Source organism: Fibrobacter sp. UWOV1, from assembly GCF_900142495.1.
GTDB lineage: Bacteria > Fibrobacterota > Fibrobacteria > Fibrobacterales > Fibrobacteraceae > Fibrobacter.
Genome location: NZ_FRBA01000001.1, coordinates 491,253 through 515,629, shown reverse-complemented (window position 1 = coordinate 515,629; position 24,377 = coordinate 491,253). Strand labels below are relative to the sequence as shown.

General features: G+C 50.2%; 18 protein-coding genes. 12 read left to right on the top strand and 6 right to left on the bottom strand.

Features of this window, described 5'->3' with window-relative positions:
* Nucleotides 1-8: 8 nt before the first annotated feature.
* The 5 genes from BUC02_RS02215 to BUC02_RS16100 all read left to right on the top strand — a co-directional run bounded on the left by BUC02_RS02215 (nt 9) and on the right by BUC02_RS16100 (nt 7,147).
* Nucleotides 9-1,202 (top strand): NAD(P)/FAD-dependent oxidoreductase, encoded by a 1,194-nt coding sequence (locus BUC02_RS02215; RefSeq protein WP_073318040.1) that lies wholly within the window; start codon nt 9-11, stop codon nt 1,200-1,202.
* 4 nt (nt 1,203-1,206) lie between these two features.
* A complete protein-coding gene (locus BUC02_RS02210; protein ID WP_249268891.1) occupies nt 1,207-1,665 on the top strand; it encodes a SufE family protein in 459 nt (152 codons plus the stop codon).
* 21 nt (nt 1,666-1,686) lie between these two features.
* Nucleotides 1,687-2,277 carry a hypothetical protein gene (locus tag BUC02_RS02205; protein ID WP_073318037.1) on the top strand — a complete coding sequence of 197 codons (591 nt, stop codon included), beginning with the start codon at nt 1,687-1,689 and terminating at the stop codon, nt 2,275-2,277.
* A gap of 86 nt (nt 2,278-2,363) precedes the next feature.
* Complete coding sequence (locus tag BUC02_RS02200) at nt 2,364-5,984, top strand: InlB B-repeat-containing protein (protein ID WP_139260980.1); 3,621 nt, start codon at nt 2,364-2,366, stop codon at nt 5,982-5,984.
* A gap of 11 nt (nt 5,985-5,995) precedes the next feature.
* Complete coding sequence (locus tag BUC02_RS16100; RefSeq protein WP_175549783.1) at nt 5,996-7,147, top strand: hypothetical protein; 1,152 nt, start codon at nt 5,996-5,998, stop codon at nt 7,145-7,147.
* 9 nt (nt 7,148-7,156) lie between these two features.
* Here the strand turns inward: BUC02_RS16100 and tsaE are convergent, their stop codons facing one another.
* Both tsaE and nspC read right to left on the bottom strand, forming a co-directional pair.
* Nucleotides 7,157-7,564 (bottom strand): tRNA (adenosine(37)-N6)-threonylcarbamoyltransferase complex ATPase subunit type 1 TsaE, encoded by a 408-nt coding sequence (gene tsaE, locus BUC02_RS02185; RefSeq protein ID WP_073318023.1) that lies wholly within the window; start codon nt 7,562-7,564, stop codon nt 7,157-7,159.
* A 98-nt stretch (nt 7,565-7,662) separates the two neighbouring features.
* Nucleotides 7,663-8,802, bottom strand: coding sequence for a carboxynorspermidine decarboxylase (gene nspC / locus BUC02_RS02180; protein WP_073318020.1), 1,140 nt, complete (start codon nt 8,800-8,802; stop codon nt 7,663-7,665).
* Between the two features lie 82 nt (nt 8,803-8,884).
* Between nspC and BUC02_RS02175 the strand changes: the two genes are divergently transcribed.
* The 3 genes from BUC02_RS02175 to BUC02_RS02165 are packed head-to-tail and all read left to right on the top strand — an operon-like array spanning nt 8,885 to nt 11,410.
* Nucleotides 8,885-9,673 (top strand): hypothetical protein, encoded by a 789-nt coding sequence (locus BUC02_RS02175; RefSeq protein WP_073318017.1) that lies wholly within the window; start codon nt 8,885-8,887, stop codon nt 9,671-9,673.
* A gap of 19 nt (nt 9,674-9,692) precedes the next feature.
* Complete coding sequence (locus BUC02_RS02170; protein WP_073318014.1) at nt 9,693-10,670, top strand: FecCD family ABC transporter permease; 978 nt, start codon at nt 9,693-9,695, stop codon at nt 10,668-10,670.
* Nucleotides 10,667-11,410, top strand: coding sequence for an ABC transporter ATP-binding protein (locus BUC02_RS02165; protein ID WP_073318011.1), 744 nt, complete (start codon nt 10,667-10,669; stop codon nt 11,408-11,410). Before BUC02_RS02170 ends, BUC02_RS02165 begins: the two co-directional genes overlap by 4 nt.
* A 55-nt stretch (nt 11,411-11,465) precedes the next feature.
* On the opposite strand, the gene BUC02_RS02160 is transcribed toward BUC02_RS02165, so the two are convergent.
* The 3 genes from BUC02_RS02160 to rho all read right to left on the bottom strand — a co-directional run bounded on the left by BUC02_RS02160 (nt 11,466) and on the right by rho (nt 15,766).
* The gene (locus tag BUC02_RS02160; RefSeq protein WP_073318008.1) at nt 11,466-12,830 is read right to left on the bottom strand and encodes a sigma-54 interaction domain-containing protein; all 1,365 of its coding nucleotides are present in this window, start codon (nt 12,828-12,830) and stop codon (nt 11,466-11,468) included.
* An 86-nt stretch (nt 12,831-12,916) separates the two neighbouring features.
* Nucleotides 12,917-13,723, bottom strand: coding sequence for a pyrroline-5-carboxylate reductase (gene proC, locus BUC02_RS02155; protein WP_073318005.1), 807 nt, complete (start codon nt 13,721-13,723; stop codon nt 12,917-12,919).
* A 15-nt stretch (nt 13,724-13,738) separates the two neighbouring features.
* On the bottom strand, nt 13,739-15,766 hold the full coding sequence (gene rho, locus BUC02_RS02150) for a transcription termination factor Rho (protein ID WP_254794059.1): 2,028 nt from the start codon (nt 15,764-15,766) through the stop codon (nt 13,739-13,741).
* A 243-nt stretch (nt 15,767-16,009) separates the two neighbouring features.
* Between rho and folK the strand changes: the two genes are divergently transcribed.
* Genes folK through panC form a run of 3 tightly spaced genes read left to right on the top strand, consistent with a single transcriptional unit; the run spans nt 16,010 to nt 18,022 of the window.
* Nucleotides 16,010-16,519, top strand: a complete 510-nt coding sequence (folK, locus tag BUC02_RS02145; RefSeq protein ID WP_073318002.1) for a 2-amino-4-hydroxy-6-hydroxymethyldihydropteridine diphosphokinase — start codon at nt 16,010-16,012, stop codon at nt 16,517-16,519.
* A gap of 1 nt (nt 16,520) precedes the next feature.
* The gene (locus BUC02_RS02140) at nt 16,521-17,171 is read left to right on the top strand and encodes a deoxynucleoside kinase (protein WP_073317999.1); all 651 of its coding nucleotides are present in this window, start codon (nt 16,521-16,523) and stop codon (nt 17,169-17,171) included.
* A complete protein-coding gene (gene panC / locus BUC02_RS02135) occupies nt 17,171-18,022 on the top strand; it encodes a pantoate--beta-alanine ligase (protein WP_073317995.1) in 852 nt (283 codons plus the stop codon). Before BUC02_RS02140 ends, panC begins: the two co-directional genes overlap by 1 nt.
* A gap of 50 nt (nt 18,023-18,072) precedes the next feature.
* Here the strand turns inward: panC and BUC02_RS02130 are convergent, their stop codons facing one another.
* Entirely contained in the window at nt 18,073-21,222 is a 3,150-nt protein-coding gene (locus BUC02_RS02130) for a CHASE2 domain-containing protein (RefSeq protein ID WP_254794058.1), read from the bottom strand.
* A 100-nt stretch (nt 21,223-21,322) separates the two neighbouring features.
* Between BUC02_RS02130 and BUC02_RS02125 the strand changes: the two genes are divergently transcribed.
* The gene (locus BUC02_RS02125; RefSeq protein WP_073317989.1) at nt 21,323-24,364 is read left to right on the top strand and encodes an FtsK/SpoIIIE family DNA translocase; all 3,042 of its coding nucleotides are present in this window, start codon (nt 21,323-21,325) and stop codon (nt 24,362-24,364) included.
* Nucleotides 24,365-24,377: the final 13 nt, after the last annotated feature.

Below are 24,377 nucleotides of genomic sequence, written 5' to 3'. Positions count from 1 at the left end.
TCCCCGAAATGGCAAATTTTACCTCAAATCGATACGATGTGGTGGTTTGCGGGGCCGGTCCTGCCGGTCTCATGGCTGCCTGTACCCTTGGTCGCTTGACCTCCGGTACTAGACGGATTTTGCTTTTGGACAAAAAAGAGCCCTGGAAAGAACCCATTTTCTGTGCCGAAGCTGTATCTAAGGATCGCTTGAATTCCCTTTGGCCGGTAGATGATACCTTTGTCCGTGGAACTCTTTCTGGAATTTATTTTACCTCGCCCAAGCGTTACCGTGCTGAATTCTATAGCAAGGACTGCGGCTTGATTCTGGACCGAGCCAAGTTCCACCATTCCATTTCGGATGGCTGTGTATCTGCAGGCGTGGAATGCCACTACGATACGGTTATCAAGAAACTTGAAAAGACCGAAGAGGGCTGGAATGTTACAGTGTCGGTCGGCGGCGAAATCGAAACCTTGTTTGCGGAGGCTGTCATCGACGCGACTGGTCCGAGCTGCAGGCTGACCCGCAATATCGATTGCCTTAAAGGCATTGAATCGGGCGATACCGATTTGGAACCCGCTATTTTCGCGGTGGCCGAAGGCATTGAACATAGCAAGGAACATATCGAGCTCTTCTTTGGTTCCGAGTTTGAGTCGGGCTACGGCTGGATTTTCCCGCGCGACGGTGTCGAGGTGAATATCGGCTTTGTGCTGGGCAAAGAGGTGGACCACAAGGTTCCCCTGCGCCAAAAACTGTTGGACTTTATCGCACGCGATTACCCGAAAGCAAAGGTCAAGGCCGTGTACGGCGGCATGATCGCTTGCGGCCAGTCACAAAAGCCCATGGCCAAGTGCGGACTCTTTAAAGCCGGCGACGCTGCCAGCTGCGTGAACCCCATTAGCCGTTCGGGCATTGTGGAATCGCTTCTGTGTGGTAAGATCGTTGCGGAATCGGTTAAGGAATGGCTCGGCGAACCGAACGAAAGCCGTAGTGCCGTTGAATCCAAGGTTCTTGACCGCTGGATGTCTGCCCTCGGCAAAAAGCATCTGCAGGTGGCCCGCGCCAAGGTCGGTTTCAATAAAATTAGCGACAAGCAGTTTGACCGTGCGGCATTCAAGCTTTCGAAGCTCCCGCGCGAAAAGCAGACGTTGTTCCGTATTTTCTTTAATGTTTTGTGGGCGGCACCTTCCCTAATTTGGAAGATGCGTTCCTTCTTGCGGTAGGTTTATGAGCGCTTCGATCAGTGAACAAATGAATGCGCGTTTAAGCGAAGTTCGCGAAAAGTTTGCAAGCTTTAGCGACCCCGATGACAAGTGGAAATTCCTCTTGGATTTGGCTCGCGCCCACAAGGGGATGGACGCCGCCTTGAAGGCGGAAAAGTTCATTATCCAGGGCTGTGCATCGACTATGTACCTGGTTCCGAGTTTTGACGGTGCTAAAATCCATTTCGAAATGGACGTAGAAGGCGGTACCACGAACCCGCTTATTAGCCGTGGACTCGGTGCTTTGGCACTCAAGGTGTATAACGACATGGCTCCCGCAGACATTCTCGCCGTGGATCCGAAGTTTTTCCAGGATATTGGTCTGAATGTAGGACTTTCGCCGACGCGCTCGAATGGTTTTGCGAGCCTTGTCAAGCAGATTTATTTATATGCACGGGTCTTTGCGGCCCTCACCAAAAAATAGGTATAAAAAAGTAGGTAGAACATGTTCAGTTTCTTGAATGGAAAAAGCCCCTTTGACGAAGCCGAAGAACGCTTGGAAGCGGGCGATACCGTCAACGGAAAGCCGAGACTCCCGTCGGGCCCGATCATGGGCTGGCAAGACGGCGTATTCCTTTTGGTCATTATCGGCCTGATTGTGGGCGGCTATCATTATTATCAGTACGTGAAGCGCAACTGCGCCGAAACGTTTGCCAAGTGCGACGCCTTGTACGCTGCCGCAGCCGAAGACGCTTCCAAGTTCGCCGAAGTGGAATCCTGCTACGAGGCTACCTGGGATCTCGCTTTCGTGAGCGATACCTTGGAGGTGCTCCGTCAGAACCGTCTGGGAGAAATCGAGGACATGCGCAATGTCCAGAAAGATTTGCTCACAAGCGCCAATGACGCTTTGGACAAGGGCGATACCGCCGCTGCCGCAAAGATCGTGACGGAATACAAGGGCGCCATGCTCCTTTACACCGGCGACAAGAGCGAATGGGACGAAATCGTGAAGATTGCCGAAATCCAGGCCGCCAAGGCTGCCGCAACCGCTGCCGCTGCTGAACCGGCTGCCGATTCCGCCGTCGCTAAGAAGTAAAAAACGCTAATTTAAACTTTTTGAAACAATGCCCCTCCCGGTTATCGGGAGGGTTTTCTATCTTGTATTCAATAAACGGAGACAAAATGATGAAAGGGATCGTTTTTTCCAAGAAATCTTGTGCCGCTTTGTTGTTCCTGGTTGCCGGGGCTTGTGCTGCGATTACGCCTGCCTTGCCCTCGACCGATGCAGACGGTTGTTACCTGATATCGAATGCCGAAGAACTGTATGGCTTTGCCGCAGTCGTGAACGGTTCGAACGGCATGACAAGGAATGCCAAAGCATGCGGCAAATTGACCAAAGATATTACTGTCAATAAAGATCTTTGGGAAACAATAGACAATAATGCTACAAATCAGGGCGCGTCAATTTCCTCCTGGACGCCTATAGTGAATTTTGAAGGGTCCTTTGATGGTAATGGTCATTCTATTTCGGGTTTGTATTTAGACTGTTTTTGGAGTACGGACCCAGCTCGTGTAAGTTTTATCGCGAATATTACCGGAACAAATAAAGTTGTCATAAAGAATCTCAATATTAAGGATTCTTTTTTTTCTGGTACCGGTCCAGGATCATTTAATATAGGCGTACTAGTTACGGAAGTTCCTCAAGGATCTTCCGTAAGTATTGAAAATAGTCATGTAGAAGCTAGGGCCATATGTAATACATATACGGGCGGACTTATTGGACTAATGTATGGTTCAGCTTATATAGAGGGTTCTTCCTTTACAGGGGAACTGTCTGGCGCAATAGCTGCAGGAGGTTTGGTGGCCACTGAAATAGGATCCTCAAAACTTACTATAACCAATAGCTTTTCAAAAGGCCTTCATAATTTGGATCCAAAGAGCGCTTACGCGCCGCACGTTGGTGGTCTGATAGGATATGCATCAGGAACTACAACTATCGAGAAATCTCATAGTGAGTTTGCTATTAAAAAAGGAGGACGATCGGGAGGTCTTATTGGATATGCTGTGGGTAAAGTGAACGTAACGGAATGCTATAACACAGCTCCTCTAAAAGGGGAAGTAGTTGGAGGCTTGATTGCTCAAGTAGAGGAATATGTACATCTATTCAATAGTTACAATATAGGTGCTCTTGATGGATCTAGAATTACGGGAGGTATCCTTGGCCATTCAGCTGGGGAAGCTGCAATCGTAAACAGCTTTAATATGGGGAAAAACAGTGAAGGCAATAAGCTCGGCTGCATCATAGACAGTCGAGTTTATAGATACGGTGAGAATAATCTTCTGGTTGAAAATGCCTATTGTCCGGAGGAAGGCGACCCTTATAATGGTGGAATAAATATTGTAGAAAATACGTTCAAATCCGGAAGCCTGGGAAAAAAATTACATGCTTTCCGTGCAGAGGATGTAGATGGTTCTGTGTGGGGGCAGGATGTCGGAAAAGACGACTATCCGGTTCTAACCGGTACAATCAAAAACGCAAAGGAAGATGTATTCCGTAAGTTGTCTTTTGTTACGTTTGAAGGTGATACAACGGCTTATCCAACGCAATACCAGGAAGGCTTTCCTGCGGAAATTCCTGAAATTGTCAATAGCGGTTATGTTTATGCCTGGTATGATAATCCTGAATTTACAGGAAAGAAATACCATGAAATTCCGGCTTCAACTAAGGGTGATTTAACTTTGTATGCTAGATTGCTCAAGATTACACCTCCCGCTAAAGATGGGGAGTGCTATAGCATATCCAATGCCGAGGAACTTTATAGCTTTGCGGCGATTGTCAATGGATCCAGTGGAATGACAAAGGATTCTTTGGCATGTGCAAAGTTGACGGATGATATCGTTTTGAACAAAAGTGTTCTTGGAATGAATGGAACTGTCGATTTTTCCGATACATCTTTTTTCTTCCCATGGACTCCAATGATGGGTTTTGGAGGAACGTTTGATGGGCAGAATCATGTGATTTCCGGTTTGTACGTTGATGATCCTTATGGTGATTGGGCGGGATTCATTGCGTACACAGAAGGAGATGCCGTCATCAAAAACTTAGGCGTTGTAGATTCGTATATTCGTGGTGGTAGTGCTGGTGGGCTCGTTGGATTGTCGAGCTATTATTCGTTGAAAATCTTTAATTGTTTTAACGCTAGCCACATAGTATCTGTTAGCACAAATGCAGGAGGCCTTGTTGGTCGTGGTGGGGACTCTTTGATTGTCCAAGACAGTTACAATTCCGGTTTTGTAGAAAGCGGTCGTTATGCTGGAGGAATAATCGGTGCTGCTGCAGATATTTCCATTATTAAGGGATGTCATAACGTTGGTACCATCAGAGGTTCTGACGCTGGTGGTATTATTGGGGAAGTTGATGGGAAAAAAATTATTTCATGGTGTTACAACGAAGGCTTGATAGAAGGAAGATCTTATTCTGGTGGAATTCTAGGAAGTACGTATCGCGGTTGGACAAGAATTTCTGAATCGTATAACAAGGGAGATGTTGGTTCTAATGATTTGGCTTCAAAACAACAGTATTATCATGCCGGAGGTCTTGTCGGCGGAAAAGCAAATACAGGGTATGCTGATATTGATACACTTTCAATTATAAATAGTTATAACGTGGGGAATGTCTTTGCTGGAGACAAAGACGCCGGAGGCCTAGCGGGTTCCTTGTATTCAAGTATGCATTTGATTGTTAAAAACAGCTATAATATCGGCGAATTCACCGCTTCTGACAGCAAGTATCATAGAGGCGGAATTTTAGGCAATAGTTGGAGACCTATTGAGACTGATTTTGACAACAGTTTCTACCTCGCAGGGGATAGTACGTCATTTGAAGGGCTAGAGATGAGCGCGTCCGATGTTGAAGATGGTTCGTTACTCCAAAAACTCCATAATTATAACAAGGATGAAATCTTCGGTACGGTATGGACTCAAGAAATCGGAAAAGATCTTTATCCGGTTTTGAAGGGGTCTGTTTACAATATTGAATTCATGGTTGCCACAACGACTGTAAAGACGATTTCTGTTTTTGCCGGAACGGATATGTCGTTGGTAAAACTTCCGGAAAAGGAGGGGTATACCTATGTTCCTGTTGAATTGCCGGATGTCATGCCCGAAAAGGACCTGGTTGTTTATGGAAAGTTTGTGGCGAACTCTTATACAATAACGGTATCCGTGAACGATTCGACGATGGGCTCGGTAACGGGATTGAACGAAACGGGCGTATACGTGTATAACGCAACGGTTTCCTTGAAGGCCGTTCCTGCCGAAGGCTACGAGTTCAGCAATTGGGAAGATAATTTGAACGCCCGCGCAAGCCGTACCATCACGGTGAAAAGCGATGCCCAGTATGTGGCCGTTTTCAAGAAGGCCGAATCGAGTTCCTCGTCTGAGGCTAGTTCTTCTTCCGAGACAAGTTCTTCGTCTGCGGAGGAAAAGTCTTCTTCGTCGGAGGCGAAATCTTCGTCTTCGTCCGCGAAGAGTTCCTCCAGCGAAACAAGTAAATCGTCGAGTAGTTCGAAAAAAGATGCTATTGTTGCGCTTCCCGAATCGCACTTTGGCATGATAGCAGAAGGTCGCAGGCTGGTGTTCTGGAATGCGGATGTTGGAGAAAAATTTGCCATTATGGATATGCAGGGGCGAGTAATCCGTGCAGAACGTGTTAATCAGTCTCGATTCGAGGTGTGCCTGCAGACGGCAGGCAGCTACATTGTACGAATCGGTCAATCCATGAAACTAGTTGAAATCAAGTAGGTTTGAAGGAAATGAAAAAAATTTGGCCTATCCTTGTAGCTCTTTTCCTAGTCGCTTGCGGAGACGATTCTGTTTCGTCAAATGCTGATGATTATTCTTCGGCGGAGACGAGTTCCAGTTCCGTTAGTTCTGTTAGCTCGAGTTCTGCGAAATCGAAATCAAGTTCATCTGAAAAAAGTTCCTCTGAAGACAGTTCTTCGAGTGAAAAAAGCTCCAGCTCAGTCGAAACGAGTTCCTCAAGTGAAGAAAGCTCCAGCTCAGTCGAAACGAGTTCCTCAAGTGAAGAAAGCTCCAGTTCGGTTGTCAAAAGTTCTTCTAGTGAAGCTGTGGCAAGCTCCAGCGCTGTAGAATCTAGCTCTGTAGAAGTAAGCTCTTCGAGTGAAGAAAGTTCTTCAAGTGAACTGAGTTCCAGTTCGGTAAGCTCCAGCTCGGTAAGTTCTAGTTCTGTTGTTGAGTCTTCGAGCAGCTATTACTTTGTCATTCCGGAAGGCCCGGCGCAAAATGTCTATACGATAAGCCTGGCCGAAGTCAAGCGGAATATCCAGAATACCTTGGAAGGGGGCCTTTTTGCGACAGATACCTTTGAAATCAAATATACGATGAGAGGCAATGCTTCGGGCATGACTTATGGTGCAGACTACTACTTTGTCTCGAAGGGGAAAGATAAATGTTATTATGAACAATCCATGGATACGGATTATTTAAAAAAGACCCGAATTATAATCAATGGCGACCGCCGGAAGGTAATCTTTTTCGATGGAACGGCGGCAAAGTTCTTGGCTACGGAGCAATCCTATACGGATTCTGTTAGGAAAACTCTTGGCATGCCTTTTAAGAATCCGCTAGATTCCCTGGAATGGAAGGAGCCTGTTCAGGTCGATGATAGTATTTTCCGAGTGACCCGGTATGATGGCGCTGAACTTTACTATAACGCCAACAAGAAAGGCTGGGAACTTTTTGTGGAACAGTATATAAGTGATGATGGCGATATTGTTGATGTGGAATACCGCCTGGAATATGAAAATGGCCTTGTTGCAAAGCAGAACTTTCTCGCTATTATTCATTCAAACAAGCTCGGGAGGGATGTTTCAAGCGCGTTAACGATAACGCCGCTCCTTTTCAGGAGTGCCGATAGTTTCCCGGATAGATTGTTCGAATTATAGAAGTCTTGATTAAAGCTTTTCGACTGTAATATCCCTCTCGGTTTCCGAGAGGATTTTTATTTCGATCTTGTGTGTTAGGCCGGGGTCGTTGTCTTCGAGGCGTTCGGGCCATTCGATCAGGCTGATTCCCTTTTCGAGGTAGTCGGGGTCGAGGCCGACTTCGTTCAAGTCGGCGCCGCCGTCCAGGCGGTAAAGGTCGAAGTGGAAAATCGGCGGGTTGTTGGGGTATTCGTGCAGAATCGTGTAGGTGGGGGAGCAGACAGACCCTTCGAAACCGAGACCTTTGCAGACCCCGCGACTGATCACCGTTTTGCCGGCGCCCAGGTTGCCATAAAGAGCCACCTTGTCGCCCGGTTTCAGGCTACGGCCGAATTCAACCGCCCAGTTATAAGTTTCTTGTTCCGACTTAAAAATCATAATGCAATTAAAAATTCATTGATCATTATTCTCGAAATCTGAATTTTCTTAGTTCTAAGCTCTAAGATCTGAATTCCGAATTCTGAAATCCGAATTAATTACAGCTTCTCCTTGAACTGCTCGTAGGTGAACTTGTGGAGTAAATGGAATTTGCCCTGTTCGTCGAACTTACCAATACTCGGGTGGCGCACGCCATTGAAGAACGTGGTTTTTACCATGGTGTAGTGAATCATGTCTTCGAAGATGATTTTGTCGCCGACCTTGAGCGGCTCGTCGAATGAAAAGTCTCCGAGCTGGTCGCCTGCCAAACAGGAATTTCCTGCTAGTTTGTATGTAAACTTCTTTTCGCCCGGCATTCCGGCGCCCGTCACTGCAGGGCGGTACGGCATTTCGAGGCAGTCCGGCATGTGTGCACTGATCGATACGTTCAGTATGACAATGTCCATTTCGTTATGAACAATGTCCCCGACGGAGGCCACCAGTTCGCCTGTCTGCCACCCGACGGCCTCGCCCGGTTCCATGATGACGGTCAAGTGCGGGTAGCGGTTGTGGAAGTCGTTCAGGAGACGGACCAGTTCTTCGCGGTGGTAATCCTTGCGCGTAATGTGGTGCCCGCCACCGAAATTCACCCACTTCATTTGCGGCAGGTACTTGCCGAAATGCTGCTCGAAGGCCTTCAGTACGCCTTCCAGAGCGTCGACGTCCTGTTCGCAGAGGGCGTGAAAATGGAGTCCTTCGATGCCGTCCAAGAGTTCCGGTTTGAACTCCGCTTCGGTGACGCCCAGTCTCGAGAACTTGCCGCACGGGTTGTACAGGTCGGTCTCGACGGTCGAAAATTGCGGATTTACGCGAATGCCTGCGCTCACACCTGCGGCTAAAGTCTTGTCTTTAAAACGCTGCCACTGGCTAAAACTGTTGAAGGTGATGTGGCCAGCGCAGGCGAGAATCTGGTCGATTTCGTCGTCGTCATAGACGGGGGCGAACACATGGACTTCTTTACCCATTTCCTCTTTGGCGAGCCTAGCCTCGTTCAGACTGGAGGCTGTGGCACCGGCCAGGTACTGCCCGATGAGGGGGAAAGAACGCCAAAAACTGTAACCTTTTAAGGCACAAATGATTTTTACGTTGCCCCGCTTCTGGATATCGTCCAGAATTTCCATATTATGGCGCAGTCTGGCCTCGTCAAGAACAAAACAGGGGGAAGGAACTTGGGAATAATCGAGTGTTTTTTCAAACATAGTCCAAAGATAGCCTTTTTTTGTATGTTATCCTTACCTTTTTTATAACGCTTTAACTACATTTACGATGATGAGTGTATCTATGTATAAGCATATTATTATTTCTTTATTGTCTTTGGCTTTCGTTGGAATGCCTTTGGCGCAGACGGCTCCTGCCGCAACTCAACCTGCAAACCTCGTTAAAGTAGAATCCCAGGTGGTGGCCACACCGCGTGGAGCTACGGCAACGCTCGACGAAATGATTCAGGCTAAGCTTGATTCAATGAACCATGTGGCACCGGCGGTTGGTCCTCGTAACGCGGATAGCCTTGCGAAAGTCCAGGCCGACAGCGTCCGCAAGTTGGTCCAGACGGGTAAGTACGTGCAGCGCGCTCGCTACGACAAGAGCAACTTTGACCACTGGCGCATCGACACTGTGCTCCAGAAGCGCATGAAGGACCAGGTGGTGGGTGTTTGGCGCACTCCGATTATCGCTCACGGTCATGCTTTCCGCGATGCTGAACTCCGCTTCGGCGCAAACGATACGCTAGTCGGTATTACTCGCACTTACTCCGATTCCGGTCGCTACCAGATGACGGGTGAATACACGTTCAAGGCCCGCTACCGTTTCGATTCCGACCAGTCTCTCGTGAGCCGCGAAGTCTTTAAGGAACGTCAGGTGGTTCGTTGGGACTACATCACGTTCGATATCGTGAACGACTCTCTGCGTTACAACTTGAACAAGTTGGAATTCCGTGACCTGAACGATAACTGGCTCAACGCCCTGCAGGGATTCGACAATATTCCGCCTGAACTCTATATCCGCGATCCGAAGCAGACTGCGGAATTGAAGCAGGCTGCAGCGCAGACCCAGAACAAGAAGAAAAAGTAAGTCTTCTTGGGGGCTAGCGATGCGCGGCATCGATCATAGAATCCTTGTTGGATTTGCGCTGCTCATCGCCCTGATTGCCATCCTTTCTTATTTGACTCTATTTTCTGGAGCGGTCGGACTGTCTTGGTCTGACCTTTCTTTTAAGGGCGGCCAATACGATTCCGTGGAAGCCCGCATTTTTTGGCAGATTCGCGTGCCCCGACTAGTGGCGGCGGTTCTCTCCGGAATTTCTTTGGCGGTAGCGGGTCTTTCGCTACAGACTCTGTTTAGGAACCCGCTGGCAGGCCCGTTTGTGCTTGGCATTAGTAGTGGCGCAAGCCTTGGCGTTGCGCTTTCGCTGTTGGCCGGATTCACCTTCGGGCATTTCGGAGTCTTGTCGGGGGCGGCTGCGGGCGCACTTGCTGTGACTTCGGTTGTGATGTTCGTTGCCTCGAGGTTTGAAAACTCGACCATCCTTTTGATTGTGGGACTCTTGATGGGCTACTTTATTGATGCCCTGGTGAGCCTCCTGATTATGGGAAGCGACGCGGAATCTTTGCGCGTGTATGTGTCCTGGGGAATGGGCAGCTTTGGCCGTCTGACCTTCGACGGCATTTGGATTTTTGCACTGTGCACGGTTGTCGGCCTTGTGCTTGTGGCGCTGTCAATCCGGTATTTGAATGCCGCCAGAATGGGCGACGACTTTGCAAAAGGCTTGGGCGTGAATGTACGCCAGGGGCGCGTGATGGTGTTGCTGGGAGCATCGCTTCTGGCGGCTGCATCGACGGCGTTCTGCGGTCCGGTCGCGTTTGTCGGAATCGCGGTTCCGCACCTTTCTTTTATGTTGTTCAAAACAAGCAACCATCGTGTCTTGATGCCGGCGTCGGCTTTGTGTGGCGTGGTGCTTTGTTTGGCTGCGTCGCAGTTTTCGAAATTCCCGCTGAATGCGGTGCTTAGCCTGGTGGGCGTGCCTGTGGTACTCTGGGTGATTGTTCGCGGGGGAGGACTCCGCCGATGAATCTGCCTTTGAATGCGACGCTTCTTCAGTGCGAAAATTTGGTGATCGGCTACAAGCAAGACAAGCGCTCCGATGCGGTCGGGCTTGTGACTCCCGTGGATTTTGAATTGAAGGCGGGCGAGGTGGTTGCCTTGCTCGGTGAAAACGGTTCGGGCAAGAGCACCTTCCTTAAGACTTTATGCGGACTTTTGCAGCCGGTATCGGGATCGGTTTTGCTGCAAGGAAAATCGCAATGGACTGCCCGCGAACGTGCCAAATTCATAACGCTGGTGCGCATGGGTGGTGTGGTATGCGACCGCATGAATGTTCGCGAATTCGTGGGACTTGGCCGTATGCCTTACGCAGGCCTTTTCGATGGGCGTAACCAGGAAGATGAAAACTTTGTGAGTGAAGCGCTGGCCTTGCTTGAAATCGAAAAGTTTAAAGACCGCTGGCTTACGGAACTCAGCGATGGGGAACGGAGCCGCGTGTATTTGGCGCAGGCGGTTGCCCAGCAGGTAAACGTGCTGCTGCTCGACGAACCGAATGCCTTTATGGATATTCCTCGCAGCCGCAAGCTGTTCACGCTTTTGCAAAAGCTTGCGAAAGAGCGAGACATGGGGATTCTAGTGTCAACGCATTCTGTGGAGTACGCCGAAAAGTATTGTGACCGAATCATGGTCATCGAAAAAGGATTCGCCCGTTGCGAGCGGGCAAGCGATGCACGAGCTAGAGGTCTGCTAGACTGGACCGAAGGGTAAATACAATGTTTAATGTGAAGTGTGAGGTGAGAAATCTCATTCCACATTACACATTTTACATCTTTTTTACGTCAACATTCAAATGTTTAAGGCGGTTGTAGAGGGCGGTGCGGAATAGCCCGAGTTTTTGTGCGGCTTCGCGCACGGAACCATTGCATTCGCGGATTTTCTTGATCAAGAAATCGCGCTCCTGTGCCAGTTGCATTTGCCTGAAGTTCTCGTATGCAGAGGTGTTTTCCGGGGTGCTCTCGGAAGAATCGCTTGCTTGAGAGTTGCTTGAATTCGGCTTGATTGCGCTTGCCGAGGTGGTGGGGCTCACGGTATCGATGTGAAGGTCTTCGGGCTGTAGGGCGCCTGCGCTTGTAAAGCAGAGGGCGCGCTGGATGACGTTTTCAAGTTCGCGAATGTTGCCCGGCCAGTCGTATTCCTGGAGCTTACGGAGGGCGGCGCTTGAAAGCGTAAACTTTTCGCCGGAACCCTGGTAAATCTGGATGAAGTAATTCGCCAAATCTTCGATGTCTTCTTTGCGGTCGCGTAGTGGCGAGATTTGCATGGGAATCACGTTCAGACGGTAATAGAGATCTTCGCGGAAACGCTTTTCGGCAATCTCTTGGTGCAGGTTTCTGTTTGTTGCGGCAATGATGCGGACATCGATATGCTTGGTCGTGTTGGATCCGAGCGGGCGGATTTCTTTATTCTGCAAGACTCGCAAGAGCTTGACTTGGGCATGCAAGGGCATATCGCCGATTTCGTCGAGGAATATGGCGCCGCCGTCGGCTGCCTCAAAAAGACCGATGCGTTCGTTTTGAGCACCCGTGAATGCTCCACGGGTGTGTCCGAAAAGTTCGCTTTCGAACAGGTTTTCGGGAATGGCGCTGCAGTTGACCGTGATGAACTTTTCGTACATGCAGCCGACGGCGCGGGCAATTAGCTCTTTACCGACGCCGGTTTCGCCTTCGATAAGAACGGGGCCTGTATGCACGATGGCGCGTTCTACGGTTTTGCGGAGCTGTTGCATGGCCGGGCTTTTGCCAACCAGGTGGCTCATGCGTTCCCTGAAAATCTGGCGCGCGGTATGAATGTCCTTAAGCTTTGCAATTTGAGACATCAAGTGGAGCTTTAGGGATTCCACCGAAAGAATGCTGTCGTAAAGCTTGTTGGATATTTCCCCGAATTGCTCGGGGGCTTCGGCGTAAACAAGAATCAAGGTGTCTGGCGTTTTTTTGCGGAGCGCCTTGAGCATTTCCAAGTTATGCGCAGAAAAAGAATCTAGATCCCAAATGACAAGCGGAACCTGCGGGATCGCGCCCGCTGTCGGAATTTCGCGGAACGTGTCCACCGGATAATCTACCGACGAAAGAACGTCCTGTATAAACGAGGACGTTGCATTTTCTTTCGCAAATAGATTGATGGTCGCCATTGTTAGAACTTAGAACTTAGAAGTTAGAACTTAGAAAAAAATCTCTAAGTTCTGCCAACTAAGTTCTACCGACTGCGGCGAAGCCGCTATTTTCCCAGTTCCTTGCTGCGGTCGGTGCCAGCCACAACAGCCTTGATCAGCGTGCTGCGGAAGGCGCCTTCTTCAAGGGCGTTGATGCCTGCGATAGTGGTGCCTGCGGGTGAGCAAACCATGGCGCACAAGTCGCTTGGGCTCTTGCCGGACTGCTTCACGAGTTCGACGCTGCCTTCGATGGTACCAAGCGCAAGCTTGAGTGCCACATCGCGGGTGAGGCCTGCCTTGACGCCGCCGCGAGTGAGGCCTTCGATGAATTCGAAGACATAGGCGGGGGCGCTGCCCGAAAGTCCGGTCACCGCATCCATCAGGGATTCTGCGACGCGGCAGGTCACGCCGATGTTTCCGAAGATCTTTTCGGCAATGGCGAGCGTTTCTTCAGTAACGCCGTCAGTAGCGAGACCCACGGAACCCTTGCCAACGGTAAGCGGCAAATTCGGCATCACGCGGAGAATCTGGTTCTTTTCGCCTAAAACTTCGATGAGGGCCTTGCGGGTAACGCCGGCCATAATGCTCACGAATGTCTTGACGGCCTTTTCGGCGGCAGCGGCGGCCTTCCATTCGGCGGCAACCAGCTTGAAAATCTGCGGCTTTACGCAAAGGAAGGTGACGTCTGCCTTGTTGAGGCCTTCGGCAAAGCTTGCCACGCGAACGCAGCCGAGAGCAGAAACTTCTGCGGCGGCCTTGTCGGAGGGGTCAAAGAAGAAAATGCTGGAGGCGTCCGTGCCGGCCTTCAAAAGACCGCGGAGGATTGCGCCACCCATGTTTCCAGTACCTGCGAAAAAGATTTTTTCTGACATAGAATATCCTTTTGTTTAGCGAAGGCTGTCCTTTGCTTTTTTCATAAATTCTAGTAATTCGGCATTGGTCTTGTTTTGCTTCATGAGCTTAATGAGCTTGTCCATAATGCCGTTTTCGGTATCGTTCTGGGCACCCTGACGGAATTTCCAGATGATATCCTGTTCGTAAAGGGTAAGAAGGCGGTCTTCTTTACGGGTGCCCGACTTGAATATGTCGATGGCGGGCCAGGTGCGCTTTTCGGCCAGGCGGCGGTCAAGCACCAGTTCCATGTTACCCGTACCCTTGAATTCTTCAAAGATCACTTCGTCCATGCGGCTGCCGGTTTCGATCAAGGCGGTACCGATAATGGTAAGGGAACCGTTCTTCTGGATGATTTCGCGGACCGGTTCGCCGGTAATTGTCTGGACAATCTGGCCGTTGGAATCTTTCTGGAAGTCGCCGAGCTTGTCGGCAATCTTACGGGCGGCACCGAAGAACTTTTTCGGGAACTGCATGGCGTTGGCATCCACACCGCCCGAAAGAATCTTGCCGGAGTGCGGAATCACCACGTTGTTCGCGCGGGCAAAACGGGTAATGGAATCGAGCAAGACGACTACGTCCTTCTGCTGTTCCACAAGGCGCTTGGCCTTTTCGAGCACCATGGTGGCCACGCGGGCGTGATGGTCAGGCGGTTCATCGAAGGTGGAGGCCACCACTTCGGCGCGCAGGTTCGGGTTTGCTTCGACCAGCTTGCCGATGATTTCACGCATTTCGGTCACTTCTTCAGGACGTTCGTCAATCAGAAGCACGATGATGATGATTTCGGGGTGGTTCTTGGCGATAGCGCGAGTCATGTTCTGCAACAGAATCGTCTTACCGGTACGCGGAGGAGCGAGAATAATACTGCGCTGGCCCTTACCGATGGGGGAGAACAAGTCCATGACGCGGGTGCTTAATTCTTCGGGATCCCATTCGAGCTGAATCTTTTCGTTCGGGTGAATCGGGGTTAAGTATTCAAAAGCAACGCGGCGCTTAATCTTTTCAGGGTCTTCGAAATTTACTTTGTCTACGCGGCGAAGCGCATAGTATTTGTCGTTCTGATCGCGCGGCGGACGGGCGAGTCCTGCGACGGTGTCGCCAATTTTGAGTCCGAGCTTGCGGATCAGGTTCTGGCTTACGTAAACGTCGTCCGGGCCCTGCTGGTAGTTGAATTCGGTATTGCGCAGGAATCCGTGGCCTTGCGGAGTAACTTCGAGAAGGCCTTCGGCGTATACGATGTTGTTTTCGTTTTCGAGGCTCTGCAAGAGAAGTCCCAAGGACTGCTTGCGGTAACGCCTGAAGTCTACGTTTTCTTTTTGAGCGGCAAGTTCCTGCAAGTCGCTCATGGTCATCTTGCGGTACTTGCTCCAGCATTCGCGAGCCTTGTTCCATGCTTCGGAATCCGGTTCCGGAAGCGGGGTGGTATCTTCTTCTTCGGGCTGGAATCTCTGGTTTTGACGGTTGTTCTTATCGAAACGGCGGTTGTTCTTGTTGAACTTGTCGAACTTGTCGAAGCGGCGGTTCTGCTGGTTTTGCTGCTGGCCGTTGTTATCGTTTTGGTTGGCGATTTGTTCGCCTTGGTTTGCAGCTTGTTCGACTTGTTCGGCAGGTTTTTCTGCAGATGCGGCTTCTGCATTTTGCACAGGCGTTTCTGCTTGAATTTTTTCAGCAGCAGGAGCTTTGGTTGTCGGGATGTTTGCTGCCGTTTTGTTTGCGGCCTGTTCATTGGCGGCAGGTGCTTCGGCTACGTTGTTTGCAGCTCTTTTTTCAAAAGATTTCTGTTCTTTAGCGTCGACAACTTTTTCTTTTGCGGCGGGCTCTTTTTCTACCTTGGCGTCTTTCACTTCGGCCTTTATTTCTACGGTATCTTCTTTAGCTTTCTTGGGACGTCCGCGGCGCTTGGGGGAAGATTCCTTATCTTCGGTGTTTGAAAAATCCATGTTCAGTTCAGGGGGGATTTCTGCGCCAGTAGGTTCTTGATCTGCCAAATAGGCATTTTTAGAATTCTTTTTTGTTGGAGCCACGATGGTGTCCTATTGAATTAATAAATGAAAATGATGTTGGTTAATATTTTAATGTAGTGAAAAAGCCCTAGTCGAATCGTTTGACCGAAATAATATAGTGGGCTCCGATAAAATAACTAAAAAAATCAAATTTGTCATAAGAAAACGACTTTTTTTTGAAAAATTTTTTTGAATCCGCCTGTGGCGGTTGGGTTTGCGTTTTTCGTCGGAAAAAGGACAATTTGAATATCTATATTTAATTCCGTGGATTCTTTAGAAAGAGTTTTTGTCGCCTTGGGTTCAAACCTCCCCAATCGCTCCAAACATTTGGAGGATGGTCGTGAGATGCTCCGCAAGATTTCTGCGGGCGGGTGGCTAGAAAGTCCCATTTACGAAACTCCACCGGTAGGACCGGCGGGCCAGGGTCCCTATTTCAATCAAGTCGTAAGTTTCTGGTATTCGGGAACGTCGACGCGCCTGCTGCATTATTTGAAAGGTGCTGAATTTGTATTGGGCCGCAAACCCCGGGGTCATTGGAATTCCCGCGAAATCGATTTGGACTTGCTGTACTTCGGCAAGGAAGTCCACCAGGGCAGGCCGAATCTTCCGCACCCCCAGATTGTGAACCGCCAGTTTGTACTGGTGCCCTTGAACGATATTGCTCCAGAATGGGAGGATCCCCAGCTGGGAATGAAGGTGACGGAAATTTATTCCAACCTTTTGCAGAAAGAAGAAAAAATCCCGTTCCGCGTCATTACCTCGGAGGAACCCTAATATGCTGACAGAAAAAGGCGTCCATTTTTTGGCCATCGAAGGGGCTATCGGTGTAGGGAAGACTTCTCTTGCAGAAATTATCGCCAATCGCTGGAAGGCGACTTTGATCGAAGAAAACTTCAGGGAAAACCCGTTCCTTGAAAAATTCTACCAGAACAAAGAAGCGTACGCTTTTCAGACGCAGTTGTTCTTTTTGCTCGACCGTTTAAAGCAGTTGCAGAATTCGGCACTCCAGAGCGACCTTTTCCGCGATTTGCTGATTAGTGACTATACATACGACAAAGACCAGATTTTTGCAGCCCAGAACCTGACCGAAAGCGAATACGCCATGTACGATCAGGTGGCAAAGGCCTTGAATCATGATATCCCGAGGCCTGATTTGGTTGTTTATTTGCAAGCATCGGTTCCGACACTTTTAAAGCGTATTCACGGACGTGGCCGCGCCATGGAAAAGACTATCGAAGGTTCTTACCTGAATGGTCTTCTGGAACGCTTTGACAATTATTTCTGGAACTATCCGTATGCGCCGGTGCTTATCATCAATACGGACCATATCGATTTTGTCCATAACGAAAATCATCTGCAATTGGTGCTCGATGCGATTGCCGCGTGCCCCAAGCAGACGACTTATTTTGTACCAGAAGGTAAATAATGCAAATCGTAACTACTGTTGATTCTCTTCGTCAAGTCATCAAGCCGCTCGCCAAGCAGGGCAAGACTATCGGGCTTGTTCCCACGATGGGTGCTTTGCACGCCGGGCATGGTGCTCTGATCAAGGAATCTGTCAAGGAATGTGATGTGACTGTTGTCAGCGTGTTCCTGAATCCGATCCAGTTTGGTAAAAACGAAGATTTGGATAAGTACCCCAAGCGCCTGGAAGCCGACGCGAAGCTTGCTGAATCGCTGGGTGCCGATTTCGTATTTGCTCCGAGTGTTGCTGAAATGTACCCCGATGGCGACCCGCTGACTATGGTTCGCGACGAAACCTTGGAAGGCATGTATTGCGGAGCCTACCGCCCCGGCCATTTCCGCGGAGTACTCACGGTTGTCTCCAAGTTGTTCCTGATTTCGGGCTGTAATCACGCCTACTTCGGCGAAAAGGATTACCAGCAGGTGTTCCTGATTGAACGCATGGTGAAGGACTTGAATTTTGATATCCAGATTCACCGCGTCAAGATTGTCCGCGAAGATTCTGGCCTTGCCCTTTCGAGCCGCAACGAATACTTGACCGACGAAGAACGCGCAAGCGCCTTGTCCATTAGTGCGGGCCTTAAGCAGGCTAAGGAAGCCTACGAAAAGGGTGAACGCGCCGTGAGCAAGATTCGCGATGTCGTGTTGAAGTCTATTCTGGGTGCACACGGTATTGTGCAGTTTGTCGAACTTGTGAACCAGAAGAATCTTCAGAAGTTCGCCGGAATCCTGGGACCCGAAGACAAGGTCGTGATTCTGGTGGCGGCCTTCTTCGGAAAGACGCGCCTGATCGACAATATCGAGCTGAACTAATTCTGAATTCCGAAATCCGAATTCGTAATTGAAAAATAGCGGCTATGCCGCTATTTTTCTGTAGCGGTGAATACGCCATCCCATACCTCGCCTTCTGCAACAGGCGGGGTAATTTTGTATGCTTCGCAGCGCTTGATGTAAACGTGCGAAGGCGTCGTCCTGCTGCCCGGATCGCGGTCGGGGTGGTGGGGTTCCAGTTCCAGACATTGCTTGAACAGTTCGATGGCGTCGTCCCATTGCATGTTCAGGTAGCAGGCGCGTGCTTTTTCCCAAATGCCCACGAGTTCCTTGAGGGATTCCTGATACTTGCAGTCGGCCTTTTCCAAGATTTCGTAGGTCTTGACCGGTTGGCTCTTGCCAATCACGCGGATGGTGTCCAGGGAACGGTAGATGAAGTCGCCTTTGACCAAATCTTTTTGCGTGTCTTCGCTAATCTGGATGTAGGCGCCGTATTGCTTGGCGGCACTTTCGAGACGGGCGGCGAGGTTCACGGCGTCGCCCATCATGGTGTAGTTTTTACGCATCGAAGAACCCATGTTACCCGTCACGATGTCACCGGAATTGATACCGATGCGCATGTGCATGTTGTGCACGACTGTAGGCCACTTGTCGTCTTCGGTAATCCATTTCTTGCGCAGGGCGATAAGCTTTCGTTGCATTTCGACCGCCGTTTCGCAGGCACTTTGGGCGTGGTTCGGGAGAGGCATCGGCGCGCCGAAGAATGCAATGATGGCGTCGCCTTCGTATTTGTCGAGAGTTCCCTTGTTTTCGAGCAGGGTGTCTGTCATGGCGGTCAGGTATTCATTCAACAAGTCAACGAGTTTACTCGGGTCGCCAATTTTTTCAGAGAAGGTGGAGAAACTTGCAATGTCGGTAAAGTAGGCGGTGATGTACGATTTTTCGCCACCCAGGGTCGGCATAATTTCGTTTTCCACCATGGCGGTAATCAGTTCGGGAGAAATGTACTGTTTGAACGCGTTGTTGATGAAGTTCTTTTCTTTGTTTTCAAAGTAGAACTGTACGACTAGAGCCGTAATACTGGTTAACAACATCGCGAGCAATTGCTTGGACGCACCGATGTAAAGGCCGCCCTGGAAATACTTGTAAGCGATGAAGGTGTAAATGGCCATCAAAATAAGAGATAGTGCCACAGAAATCGAGCTCGTAAAGTAGAGGCCTAGTACCAGGCACAGGAGCGCGAGCAAGATGACAATGATTTCTTGTTTCTTTTCGCTTAAGGTTACCAGGTAGTCGTCGGCCAGAATGTTCTTGATAATGGTGGCGTGGATCAATACGGCGGGGTAGTTTTCTTCGTGCGGGCCAGGCACAAAGTCGAATAGAGCCGCCGCCGCAGAACCGAGAATGAAAATCTTGCCTTGATAGAACAGGTTGTCGACACGTCCTTTGTAGACGTCGTAATAGGACAGGTGCTGGAATCGTCTGTTGTTGATTTCGTTGTAACGGCCTTTGTACTTGACTTGATAACGGCCTGCTTGGTCGATAGGAATGCGCTTGACCTTGCCGAAACGGAGTTCTTCGCCTGGTTTCAAGTTCTTGATGGTTTCTTCACTGGTGGCTTGAATATCGCGGATGACTGCGTCCGAAAGGATTGCCTGGTTTGAATTCCATTTCTTGATTGCTTTGTTGTAATGGATTTGCATGTCAAGCGAAAGAATCATCTTTTGGCCAACAGGCATGCGCTTGAGAGTATCTTTGTAGAAGTCTAAAGTCTTGATGGCGCTTCGGGTAAAGTCAATGGATTCCTGGTCGTCTTCATCCTCTTCTTCCTCTTCTTCCTCTTCTTCTTCATCTTCGCTATTGCTCGTGGCGACGGGCTTTCTTACAATCTGGTAGAATCCGTCTTCGTCTTCGTCCTTGCGGATGATATAGTCTCGGTTGAGCTTTACGGATTCCTGCTCTTCGAGGGCGTCTAGCATGTCGAGGGAAACCATCGTCAAGAGCTTGGACTGGTTTTCGTCGAAAATACTGCTGGTGCCACCGTTCGAAAGTTCCAAGGTGATTTTGCCATTGGCGTTTTTGGAGGCAAAGACTTTGTGCGAAATTTCAAGAATTCCTTCGCTCGCCTTGGACTGGATTTTCTTTTCGGCGAGGGCTTCGCGGAGCAGCAGGAACATATGGTAGCTGAAATTCGGGTAGGTCGTGTGGTAGGTACCGGCCGAATCGCGGTAAATGCCGAAGGGCTTGCCCACATCGATGTATTTACCCATCTTGACCGTGATGTCCTTGGGATCTTTGTGGAATAGGTGCAAAATAGTCATGAGCGACATGGTGGAATACACGTAGTTTTTGTCGCCGCCGCTAATGATTGCTTCGTATATCTGCTTGTAACTCTCGATGGTGGTATCCAAAAGCGAAATAATGTCAAGCGTGGGGTTCGGGAACCGGTAAAGCATCGAAACCTTGCGGACCACGCCGTCGTTGTCGGGGTAAGCGTTTACGGATCCGAATTTGGCTCCGGCCTGCGCAAGTTCTGGGAATATATTGTCCAGCAAGTCCTTGGGTTCGACGTTTTCAATCTTGTCAATCTGGGTCGTGTCCAAAGTGGAGCTGTAGCCAATGGCGTCGGCACGTACCAAGGTGCTCAGGGGAATCCATTGCGAGGGGTGCTTGTACGACTTGCGGTCGTCAAACATGTAGCAGACGATGGCGTTCCCGCTTTCTTTGACGGAGTTCACCAGCATGGAGTCGAAGTTGTAATTGGCGAGTAGCGAGGGGTAGAGGGAATCGACTTTGGCTTCGGGCGCGATTTTCTTGAGCACGCTCGCCGCCTGATCCGTTTTTTGCTTACCGAAGTCGGCGCTCTTGAACAGGATATCGAAACTGATTGCCGCCGCACCGCCTTCGCTCAAGTTCTGGATGACCTTGGCGTGAATGGAACGGTCCCATTCGTTATAGTTGCCGAGTTTGGTCAGGGATGGTTCATCGATATCGACAATGTAAATGTTCTGGTCAAGGCTGTCGCTAATGGATACGCGTTGGTGGGTGTTGTAGTCTTCTTCGTCGGCTCTTGCGGAATGGGTAGAGGTCTTGAAAAATAAATCGTAAAAAATGTTTTCAAGAGCTTCTGCGCCGTTACGCTGGGTCTTTCCGATGATGGACTCCTCGAGGAATTCCGGCAGAAAACTGCTTTGCGTGCTTCCGAAAACAAGAATTAAAAAAACAATAAGGGCTGAAATCAAGAAGCCCGATAAAACTTTCTTAATCTTTTTCGAAAACTTTATTTGCATAATAAAAAGATAATATAATACTATATTTAGGGGGTACTTGCGGAGGCATTTTTTGGCTACTCAAAAGAAATCATCATCAAAAAAATCGGGAAAATCGGCAAAGTCTTCCAAAAAAGACGATTTTGAAACCTCGGAACAGGGATTTGGCGCCATTCTCGGTGGCTGGGCCTTGGTCGGGTTCGGCACTATATTGATGATTGGCTGTATTTGTTCCGCCTATAGTGGCGTACGTGAAAACGTTTTGGGACCGTATCTGGGCAAGATGTTCCCCGATGCGCTGGCATTTGTGTTTGGCAGGGTCGCTTCGCTGTTTGTGTCGTCGGCGCTTGTTTTGTGGGGCGCTGCCTTGGTGTCTGTTTCGAGGCGTACGCGCTTTATCCGCCATGCAGTGGGGCTTACCCTTTTGTCGGTTATTATCTCGTTCCTTTGCTCGCTCAGAAACTATGGTGAAACGAAGGTCGCAAAAGACATGCTGATGCAGGGCGGCGGAGCGTTCGGGCAGTTCTTTAACCAGTTCGTGGCGGTCCCTATTTTTGGCAAGGCTTCTTTGTTGATGCCGCTTACCATTTCGCTGGTGGGAATAGCCTTGATTCTGGTGATTGCGTTTGGCCTTCGCCCGAGACATTTCAAGTTTGTGGTACAGACGACGGCTTGGCTTAAGTCGGTGTTCAAGAAAAAGGAGCCAATCGAAGGTGAAGTCTATGAACCGGTGGATACCCGCCGTGTGCCCCAGGTGCAGACCAATATGGATCTGGGTGGACTTCCGCGCGGTGTGTACATGGACGACAATACCGTGAATATCCAGCCGGACGGTTTCAAGATTCGTCGTAAGAACAAGGTGACGCCTTTCAACGGACGCAGCAACTGGATGGATGACGAGTTCAGCTTGAACGGAACGACGGACGAAGTGCCGAACCTTCCGGACGAAGTCTTGCAGACTGTAACGCCCCGCCGCGCAAAGGAGATGGCTCCACAGCCTGATTCTACGAATAACATGGTTGGCGGCTATAATTTGGACGAAGATCCTGAAATCCGCAGGCTCGAAGATTACTTGCGCCAGAACGGCGGCAAGATGAATGCCCTTGAAATCGTAGAAGTCAAGGAAAAAATTGCGGCCCTCAAGCGCGCACGCGACTTGATTGCTTGGGAAAAGGATCACCGCGGCCGTATGCAGGTGAAGGGCGATGTGCGTCGCGAAGGTTCTCCGGTGACGGGTTCTATGGCGACGCGCACGGTGGCTGCAGGTGCGATGCCGACCGGAACGATGCCTGCTGCAAAGGGTGTAACGCAAAGATCCATGACGCAACTCCCGACTCAAAATGCTGACGAACGCACTGTGATGGCGGGCGAGCCGACTGTTGGTAATGAGGCACCCTTTAATGCCGAGGACTTGCTCGGTGGCGATGGGGCCGAGACGATGGGTGCGCCCGCCTCGGATGATGATACTTTTGTACCGGAAGTTTATGGTGCCGACGATGTGGGCGATGTCCCTGAAATGCCGGATGGAACACTGGGGGCTTCGATTGGGAATGTGCCGAGCGGTACATCAACAGCGGGTATGAAGGCGGCCCCGATTCCGCAGCGTGACCCGACCACGGTTTACGACGAATACAAGGTGCCCGCGATTAGCGACATTCTGGAAGAGCATGAACCGCAGACCGCCGATTACAGCGAAGAGGAACTGAACGCCATCGGCAAGATGCTTGAAGAAAAACTTGAAAACTTCAAGGTGAAAGGCCGCGTGATCGGTTGCGAAACGGGCCCGATGATTACCCGCTTTGAAGTGGAACCGGGCCCGGGCATGAAGGTGAGCCGGTTCTCCGCCTTGCAAGAAGACTTGGCGCTTCCACTCAAGGTTTCTTCGGTGCGTATTCTAGCCCCGATTCCGGGCAAGGCTGCTGTCGGTATCGAAATCCCGAATCGCAAGTTCCAGACGGTGTACTGCCTCGATGTATTCCAGAGCGAAAAGTTCAAGCCCTCGCCTGAAAAGATTCTGGTGGCCCTCGGTAAAGACATTACCGGTGAAGCGTTTACGATGGACTTGGCCAAGGCCCCGCACTTGCTGATTGCAGGCCAGACGGGTTCCGGTAAGTCCGTGTGCATTAACGCCCTCATGGCTTCGATGCTTTTCAGCAAGACTCCTGACGAACTCCGCATGATTCTGGTGGACCCGAAGGCGGTGGAACTCAAGATGTACGAAAACATTCCGCACCTCTTGGCGCCTGTCATTACCAAGCCCGAAATTGCGATTCAGGCGTTGCAGTGGCTGTGCTATGAAATGGATCGCCGTACTGAAGTTCTGGCATCGGCGAAGGTGCGTAACATTGGCGGCTTTAACGCAAAGTTTGAGGCGGGCGAGTTGCCCGATGAAGTGCCCGAAGAAGACCGCAGCCATCGCATGGCGTTCATCGTGGTGATTATCGATGAAATGGCAGACCTCATGATGGTCGCTGGCAAGGAAATCGAAAAGAACGTGGCGCGCCTTGCCGCAAAGGCTCGTGCCGTGGGCATTCACCTGGTGCTTGCAACGCAGCGCCCGTCAGTCAAGGTGATTACGGGTATTATCAAGGCGAACTTGCCGACTCGTATCAGCTTCAAGGTGGCCTCTCAGATTGACGCCCGCACGGTCATGGACCATGCCGGCGCCGAAAAGCTCCTGGGCCGCGGCGACATGCTTTACAAGGCGGTGAACGATCCGGAACCGGTTCGCGTTCATGGAGCCTTCTTAAGCGACGAAGAAGCCGAAAAGCTTGCCGATGCCTGCTCCGACCAGAACGTATTCTACCCGCAGGTAGAATCGTTCGACGTTAGCGACGGCGAAGGCGACGAAGACGGCGAGGGCGGAGGCAAGGACTTGGGCAAGCTTGACAAGCTGCTCTACGATGTGGCCGTTTGGGCTGTCGAATGCCGCGGGCTTTCGACCTCGGCGGTGCAGCGCCACTTTAGCGTGGGTTTCAGCCGAGCCGGTAAAATTGTGGACCAACTTTACAGCCTCGGCGTGTGTGGCCCAGCTAAGGGCAACAGCAAACCCCGCGCCATGCTGCTCGGAATCGAAGAAATCCAGAACATGGAACGCTCCGGAAAATTCGGGTAAGTTTGCGGCTTTG

What these genes read in the sequence shown, in the direction of transcription:
- BUC02_RS02215 (WP_073318040.1), top strand. Translation starts at nt 9, where the DNA reads ATGGCAAATTTTACCTCAAATCGATACGATGTGGTGGTTTGCGGGGCC.
- BUC02_RS02210 (WP_249268891.1), top strand. Translation starts at nt 1,207, where the DNA reads ATGAGCGCTTCGATCAGTGAACAAATGAATGCGCGTTTAAGCGAAGTT.
- BUC02_RS02205 (WP_073318037.1), top strand. Translation starts at nt 1,687, where the DNA reads ATGTTCAGTTTCTTGAATGGAAAAAGCCCCTTTGACGAAGCCGAAGAA.
- BUC02_RS02200 (WP_139260980.1), top strand. Translation starts at nt 2,364, where the DNA reads ATGATGAAAGGGATCGTTTTTTCCAAGAAATCTTGTGCCGCTTTGTTG.
- BUC02_RS16100 (WP_175549783.1), top strand. Translation starts at nt 5,996, where the DNA reads ATGAAAAAAATTTGGCCTATCCTTGTAGCTCTTTTCCTAGTCGCTTGC.
- tsaE (WP_073318023.1), bottom strand. Translation starts at nt 7,564, where the DNA reads ATGATTTTTAAGTCGGAACAAGAAACTTATAACTGGGCGGTTGAATTC.
- nspC (WP_073318020.1), bottom strand. Translation starts at nt 8,802, where the DNA reads ATGTTTGAAAAAACACTCGATTATTCCCAAGTTCCTTCCCCCTGTTTT.
- BUC02_RS02175 (WP_073318017.1), top strand. Translation starts at nt 8,885, where the DNA reads ATGTATAAGCATATTATTATTTCTTTATTGTCTTTGGCTTTCGTTGGA.
- BUC02_RS02170 (WP_073318014.1), top strand. Translation starts at nt 9,693, where the DNA reads ATGCGCGGCATCGATCATAGAATCCTTGTTGGATTTGCGCTGCTCATC.
- BUC02_RS02165 (WP_073318011.1), top strand. Translation starts at nt 10,667, where the DNA reads ATGAATCTGCCTTTGAATGCGACGCTTCTTCAGTGCGAAAATTTGGTG.
- BUC02_RS02160 (WP_073318008.1), bottom strand. Translation starts at nt 12,830, where the DNA reads ATGGCGACCATCAATCTATTTGCGAAAGAAAATGCAACGTCCTCGTTT.
- proC (WP_073318005.1), bottom strand. Translation starts at nt 13,723, where the DNA reads ATGTCAGAAAAAATCTTTTTCGCAGGTACTGGAAACATGGGTGGCGCA.
- BUC02_RS02140 (WP_073317999.1), top strand. Translation starts at nt 16,521, where the DNA reads ATGCTGACAGAAAAAGGCGTCCATTTTTTGGCCATCGAAGGGGCTATC.
- panC (WP_073317995.1), top strand. Translation starts at nt 17,171, where the DNA reads ATGCAAATCGTAACTACTGTTGATTCTCTTCGTCAAGTCATCAAGCCG.